The sequence below is a fragment of the Ruminococcus sp. genome, from assembly GCF_017650195.1.
Classification (GTDB): Bacteria; Bacillota; Clostridia; order Oscillospirales; family Ruminococcaceae; genus Ruminococcus.
Map to the genome: position 1 here is coordinate 1 of NZ_JAGCFH010000246.1, position 6,188 is coordinate 6,188.

General features: G+C 42.5%; 8 protein-coding genes and 1 pseudogene. 5 read left to right on the forward strand and 4 right to left on the reverse strand.

Annotated elements, in window-relative coordinates; all coding sequences use genetic code 11:
• From J6U00_RS11095 to J6U00_RS11115, 5 genes are all read left to right on the forward strand, one after another.
• The coding region (locus tag J6U00_RS11095; RefSeq protein WP_296581866.1) for a YitT family protein at nucleotides 1–525 on the forward strand (525 nt) is incomplete at its 5' end.
• 89 nt (nucleotides 526–614) lie between these two features.
• The gene (locus J6U00_RS11100; protein ID WP_296581868.1) at nucleotides 615–2,375 is read left to right on the forward strand and encodes an aldo/keto reductase; all 1,761 of its coding nucleotides are present in this window, start codon (nucleotides 615–617) and stop codon (nucleotides 2,373–2,375) included.
• A gap of 100 nt (nucleotides 2,376–2,475) precedes the next feature.
• A complete protein-coding gene (locus tag J6U00_RS11105) occupies nucleotides 2,476–3,105 on the forward strand; it encodes a flavodoxin family protein (RefSeq protein WP_296581870.1) in 630 nt (209 codons plus the stop codon).
• A gap of 13 nt (nucleotides 3,106–3,118) precedes the next feature.
• Entirely contained in the window at nucleotides 3,119–3,412 is a 294-nt protein-coding gene (locus tag J6U00_RS11110) for a putative quinol monooxygenase (protein WP_296581872.1), read from the forward strand.
• Between the two features lie 33 nt (nucleotides 3,413–3,445).
• Nucleotides 3,446–4,123, forward strand: coding sequence for an SAM-dependent methyltransferase (locus J6U00_RS11115; protein ID WP_296581874.1), 678 nt, complete (start codon nucleotides 3,446–3,448; stop codon nucleotides 4,121–4,123).
• A gap of 180 nt (nucleotides 4,124–4,303) precedes the next feature.
• Here J6U00_RS11115 and J6U00_RS11120 read toward each other — a convergent pair whose 3' ends face one another.
• From J6U00_RS11120 to J6U00_RS11135, 4 genes and pseudogenes are all read right to left on the reverse strand, one after another.
• Nucleotides 4,304–4,876 carry a recombinase family protein gene (locus J6U00_RS11120; RefSeq protein WP_296581876.1) on the reverse strand — a complete coding sequence of 191 codons (573 nt, stop codon included), beginning with the start codon at nucleotides 4,874–4,876 and terminating at the stop codon, nucleotides 4,304–4,306.
• Nucleotides 4,876–5,853, reverse strand: a complete 978-nt coding sequence (locus J6U00_RS11125; RefSeq protein ID WP_296581878.1) for a class II glutamine amidotransferase — start codon at nucleotides 5,851–5,853, stop codon at nucleotides 4,876–4,878. Before J6U00_RS11125 ends, J6U00_RS11120 begins: the two co-directional genes overlap by 1 nt.
• 1 nt (nucleotide 5,854) lies before the next feature.
• Nucleotides 5,855–6,007: a hypothetical protein gene (locus J6U00_RS11130; protein WP_175547842.1), complete on the reverse strand. Its 153-nt coding sequence runs from the start codon at nucleotides 6,005–6,007 to the stop codon at nucleotides 5,855–5,857.
• A 1-nt stretch (nucleotide 6,008) separates the two neighbouring features.
• Nucleotides 6,009–6,188, reverse strand: a pseudogene (locus tag J6U00_RS11135) (zinc-binding protein); the annotation flags it as partial.

Here is a 6,188-nt window from a genome sequence, read left to right on the forward strand (position 1 = left end):
CTGCTTGTCATTAAAACAGGTCTGTTTGTTCCGACTCACGGAATAGTGCATATGTGCATTTGCTTTCTGATCATCATTATTCTTTTGATCGTTGACAGAAGATATGTAAAGCTTGGGACGATAGTTTGTATGTTCTGCGGCGGACCGATAATCGATTTCTTCACATGGCTGCTAAGCGGTTTTAAAATCGGAGATGCAGTTATGCCTGTAAAAATAGTTGTATTGATCATAGGTTGCGGAATACTGGCATTCGGAATGTCGATTGTTATCAAATCTGAGGCAGGTACAGGACCAAACGACCTTGTAGCAGTTGTCATCAGCGACAAAAGTAAGATACGTTTTGCTGCTGTAAGAATTGTTACGGATGTGATATTTGTATTGACAGGCTTTCTGCTTGGCGGCAAATTTGGCATAGGCACAATAATCTGTGCATTTCTTGTTGGTCCTGTTGCAGATGTCTGTATGCCGTTTTCAAAATCTTTGGCAGATAGATGTGTACATAGAATAAGAAAAAATAATTCATAGGAGGATGCTTTATGTTTGAAGAAAAAGGAACCGTAAAATGGGGCGTTATGGGTACTGCAGGAATCGCGTCATGGGGTACTATCCCCTGAATGCAGAAAGCTGAAGGCTGCGGGCTGTATGCGATAGCAGGCAGAAGCCTCGAAAAAGCCCAGGCTTATAAGGAGCGTTTCGGATTTGAAAAAGCTTATAAAGGATATGATGCGCTGCTGTCTGATCCGGAAGTGGAGGCAGTATATATACCATTGCCGAATGATTTACACTGCGAATGGGTAATAAAGGCTCTTAACGCTCATAAGCACGTATTGTGCGAGAAGCCTCTTGCTATGAATGAGGGTGAGCTTCGTCGTATGTTTGCAGCAGCAAGGGATAACGGTGTTATACTTATGGAAGCTTACGCATATCTCCACAGCCCTTATATATGCCGCCTCAAGGAGATAATTTCATCGGGCGAGATAGGAAAGGTAGACTATATCGATACCGCATTCCTTACCCAGGACTATTCTGAGGATATCAGACTTCACAAGGAGCAGGGCGGCGGAGGAATATATGATGTAGGCTGTTACTGTACATCTATGATACTTTCGCTCATTGATTCACCGGTAAAGTACATAAAGGCTGATGCAGAGTTTGGCGGCACAGGCGTCGATCATATGGCTTCTGTTCTTATTGGCTTTGAGGATGGTTCAAGAGCTTCATTCAATGCGGGCATGATACTCGGCACTGATACCAGCGACAGGTACGACAGGCTGTTTATCCATGGCTCCAAGGGATATATTCGTTCTGATGTTGAGTATAACGGTGAGGGTGAGCTGTCATTTGAGGTAACAGTTAAGGATTCAAATGGTGAAAGAGTTACACGAACCGAAACTGTTGATGCTGGTTCCAACTACAGTATGGAGATGGAGCAGATGAATGAATGCATTAAAGGGAAAGCAACGCCGTATATCACAGAGAAATATTCAACCATGAATATGCGGATTCTCGATAGTATACTTGATGCAGTCGGATATAATGACTCAAAGGAGCAGTTCGTCCTGGCAAATGGGACAGTGATCCCGGCAGTAGGCTACGGTTCATACCTTTCAACAGAAAATGGCGGAGTTCAGACTATTATAGATGCCCTTGATGCCGGCTACCGCTATATAGACACGGCGCAGTTCTACGGAAACGAGGAACAGATCGGTGAAGCTATAGAACGTTCGGGTATTCCAAGAGAGGAGATATTCCTGTGCAGCAAGGTATGGCATACCGATCTTGGCAGAGAGAAAACGCTGAGATCATTTGAAGAGTCTTGCATGAAGCTTAAAACCGATCATCTTGATATGTATCTTATACACTGGCCTAAGAGTGACGGGAATGATGATGAATGGTTTGAAAAAGTCAGCGGTTCATGGGCAGCAATGGAGGAGTTATATGAGCAGGGAAGAGTAAAAGCCATAGGTTTGTCTAATTTCCTTCCGCACCATATAAGACCTCTTTTAGAAGTTGCACGGATCCGTCCTATGGTAGACCAGTTGGAGCTTCACGTAGGATATATGCAGGAATATACGCTTTCATACCTCCGAAATGAGGGGATACTTCCTCAGGCATGGAGCCCTCTTGGCAGAGCAAAACTTATAAATGACGGTGCAGTATCAAAGATAGCCGCAAAATACGGCTGTACCAGTGCTGCATTATTGCTCAGATACCTTAATCAGCGAGGTATTCCTGTTATCCCGAAAGCTGCATCAAAGGAAAGAATGAAGGAAAATCTGGATATATTTGGCTTCAGGATCTCTGCTGACGATATGTCATACCTTTCATGTCTCCCTGAGAGAGGATGGTCGGGAGAGCATCCTGATGAAGTATAGGCAATTAATGGACAATTTTTAATTCCGCCCGTATGGACGGAGATCATTTTAATATTTTATGCTGAAGTGTGTTCAGCGAAATTATAAGGAGGAAGATTCAATGAAAGTACTTATAATCAATGGAAGTCCCCGACCCGAGGGCAACACATCTGTCGCAGTGAATGAGTTGGTAAGAACATTTGAGGCAGAGGGTGTTGAGACCGAAGTGTGTCAGATAGGCAGCAAGAATATCCGCGGATGTATTGCCTGCGGAAAATGCGCGGAGCTTGGACGTTGTGTATTTGACGATGCAGTAAATGAGATCGCAGCTAAATTTGAAGCAGCTGACGGCCTTATAGCAGCCTCTCCTGTTTACTACGCTTCGGCAAATGCAACTCTCATAGCCTGCCTTGACAGACTGTTTTACAGCTCTCACTTTGATAAGACCATGAAGGTTGGCGCGAGCGTTGTTGTTGCAAGACGCGGAGGCTGTTCGGCGACATTTGACGAGCTGAACAAATACTTCACGATCTGTGGTATGCCTGTTGCTTCAAGCACATACTGGAACAGCGTTCACGGCAGATTGCAGCGCGAAGCCGAATTCGATACGGAGGGCATGCAGACTATGAGAAACCTTGCAAGGAATATGTCGTTCCTGATGAAGTCAATCGCTCTCGGTAAGGAAAAATATGGCCTGCCCCAGAAGGAAGCATGGAATCCAACGCATTTTATCAGAAATGATTTGAAGTAAGAGGTAAGTATATATGAAAAGATTTGTTGAAGTACATTATTACATAAAAGACGGAAAACGCAACGATTTTTACAGAACACTAATAGAGAGCGGCATAGCCAATGCCTCCCGTGCTGAGGAAGGAAACGAGAAATACGAATACTACTACAGTCCCGATAATGAAAACGAGCTTCTGCTGCTGGAGGTGTGGAAGTCAGCAGAGGCTGTGGAGCTTCATCAGCAGTCGGCTCACTTCAAACTGCTTGGCGAGTTGAAAAAGGAATACGTTACCGAAACCGCATTTATGCGATATGAAATAGCGGAATGAGATAAACCAAATCGAGATTAGAGGTGAGTGAGTATGGCATTAAAGCTAGACAGCATCGTTCCGTGGGGAAGAAATATAGACGAATACACAGAGATGTTTTTGTTAAGCGACGAAGATTTGAAAAAACGAATTGCCGGATTTGGTGATGGTCCTGCAAGTTTTAATTATCAGGCAACGATGCGTGGTTATAACGTTACATCTTTTGATCCTATTTACTGCTTTTCAAAATCGCAGCTTGAAGCACGAATAAACGAAGTAAGAACTGTTATTATGAAGCAGATGTCTGAGAATAAAGAAAACTACATTTGGAATAAGATCAAGTCACTTGAGGAACTTGAATCCATAAGAATGGCATCAATGATGCTGTTTTTACAGGATTATGAAAAAGGCTTGATCGAAAAAAGATATGTATTCCACGAATTACCTGACAGAATTGATTATCCCGATGACAGTTTTGAAATAGGTCTGAGTTCCCATTTCCTTTTGATGTACACATCCTTAGGATACGATTTTCATATTGCTGCTATTTCAGAGATGCTCAGACTATGTAAACAGGTACGCATATTCCCATTGTGTGATCTTGACAGCAATGCATCCGAAATGATAGAACGTGTTATAGATTATTTTCGTAAAAAATATAACGTGGTTATTAGATGCACAGATTACGAGTTTCAGAAAGATGCAAATAAATTATTAATAATCAATAAATGACATAATGAAATGATTAAGTTCAGTAACCAGGAATTCTGAAGTATATCAATAGCCTGTGGCCTATTGACATACAAAAAAAGTATGTCATATAAGTTGTTTTTTGGCTTTTGAAATATTGCAATAAAAACAGCCACCTTATTGAAAGATGATTGGAGCCGGTTATTACCGGCTCCGTCTCATTTATGTAAACTTTCTTTCGTATTCTTTGAGCCTGCGATAGAAGATATTAGCTTGGAGGCCCATTTCTTTCTGAAACCATACTGCCGTAATAGCGCCCGACTTCCACTGCTCGTACAGCTCACCGAACTTTATCCAGTCGATAGGTAAAGGTTGTCTTCCTTTGTATTTTCCTTGAGATTTTGCAATAGCGATTCCTTCACGCTGACGCTGTAAAGTTTGTTCTCGTTCAAGCTCAGAGAGTGCTGCAAATATAGACAGAACGAATCTTCCTTGCGGAGTATTGGTGTCTATGTTTTCTTTACTGCTCACGAGTGTTACTTTTTTCTGCTGAAGCACATCGATAATGTTAAGCAGATCTCTTGTGGATCTTCCGAGCCTGCTTATGCTCTCAATGTAAAGCGTGTCTCCCTCACGGACGTATTCGAGCATTGCTTTCAGCTCAGGTCGGTTAGCATTCTTACCGGACATCTTCTCAGCAAAGATACGCTCGACCTGAAATTGCTTCATTAGAGCTTCCTGCCTAGCTGTCTCTTGATGTTCGGTTGAGACACGGATGTATCCGATCTTACCCATTAGAATGCTCCTCCATAGCAATTCTCGTACACATCTTCACCCAAAATGTATTTAACATCTTTAAGAGCTTCACGGAGCAGGCTATGATCTACAAGCATTTCCTCAACTTCATCACAGGTATAACCATAGTCAAGTAGAAGCTCCACATCAGATGAATCTACGCCATAGCAGCCGCAGTATGCCAGCAGTATTTCCTCGTGCATATTATAATAAGAAGATACGTCATCATCATACCAGCTCATGTATTTCGAACGATATATCTTAGGCTCAAACTGTGACCTTGTGATCTTTCCGTTTCGGTCGATACGAAGAATATCACCTTCCTCAGTATCTACACGTTTACTCTCGAACTTATGTAAGCCCAGCTGTTTCAACGCCTTCTTCATGATTGTCTCTGTACTGGCATATACGTATAAGCCTATTGTCTCGAAATGAAGCAGGTACATCGGATTTGAGCCTTTTATAATGTATAATGTGTTATACTGATCAAGTACAGTGAATGTGAAGTTGCCTTCAACTGCCTCAGCCATATACTGTAAGCTGTCAAAGTCAAGCTTTCCCTGCTTCTCTATTAACTGTACACCGATATAGCTGTCGGTATCTATGTATGTATTCGGTATTACTCCGTCCTTGCGTAAATCTCTGTCGTTCCAGAGTACGCCATTATGTGCAAAGGCAAACTCCTTATCAGCATGACCAGCGAACGGATGATTGTTGTAATTCTGCTTCTTATCGCCCTGGGTAGCTAACCGCGTATGTCCCATAATTGCCTTTGTTTCTGCTGGAGCGTTGAAGTGCAGCTTATGAGCTGGCTTAGGTCTTTTGAATATAGTGACCTTACCGTCGTGTATATAGCTTATGCCTGCAGCATCTGTGCCTCTTTCTTCAGCAGCATTAGCAAGAGCCTGTGTTAGTTTCTTTAGTACCCTATACGGAACGATTCCTTTATAATCGAGCCATCCAAATAGTGCGCACATATCAATTATCCTCCTTATCATTGTCGCAGCTGATACCATCAATAGCGCCGCCTGCGAAAAGTATTGTAGCGATAACACCAACCGTCTTTAGCACATCTTTAATGTCCTGCTCAGTATCTTCATCCATACCGAATAAATCTGATAATAAGCCCATTTTACATATCCTCCTGTGTTTCGATTTCTTCATTGATATAGAGCCTGCGCTCTTTCAGGTACTGGATCAATTCAGGTTCCTTTACCGTATCTACAAACTCACTCCAACTCATATTCGCTATGCCTTCATCTGTCAGACTGATAGCGAGATCGCAGATATCATTTACAAGTTCTAATGCAGC